The following is a 480-nucleotide window of genomic DNA, read 5'->3' as shown; positions in this document are numbered from 1 at the left end:
CGCTGATGCTGCGCGCCCTGATGCGCGGCTTGAAGGCCCTGCCCGGCTCAGGCGCACGCCGCAGCACCGGGTGCACGATCGGCTCTTTCGCCTTGAACGCATAGGCTTTGACCAGCGCGAAATAATTCGGATAGGCATAGCCATTGTTCATCCGCAGCCATTCCTCACGGCGGTCGCGAAACAGCTTGGGCAGCTTGTACCAGGCCACGGTCGGGGTCTTGTGATGGACGAAATGCAGATTGTTGTTGAGGAACAGGAACGACAGCGGCGAGCGCTCGACGATCACCGTACGGCCTTCCGGATGTTCCGACCATTGATGCTCGGCGAACGTACGGATCGAGATCAGCGACTGGCCGAGCCAGACCGGCACCAGAATGTAAAGCCACAGCGGGATGCCGAAGCCGAACTGAACGATCGGCAGCACGACGGCCAGGCCGATCGCATGCAGCAGCCAGGCCTTGCGGATCGGATTGTCGCCGG

1 protein-coding gene is annotated in these 480 nt (G+C 61.9%); it reads right to left on the bottom strand.

Going from position 1 to position 480, the window contains the following annotated elements; genetic code table 11:
- The coding region (locus EN969_RS34745) for a fatty acid desaturase (RefSeq protein WP_206525386.1) at positions 1-480 on the bottom strand (480 nt) is incomplete at both ends.

It is taken from the genome of Mesorhizobium sp. M7A.F.Ca.CA.003.01.2.1 (genome assembly GCF_003998945.1).
GTDB lineage: Bacteria > Pseudomonadota > Alphaproteobacteria > Rhizobiales > Rhizobiaceae > Mesorhizobium > Mesorhizobium ciceri.
The sequence above is the reverse complement of the archived record's forward strand: the minus strand, read 5'-3'. Positions and strand labels throughout refer to the sequence as shown.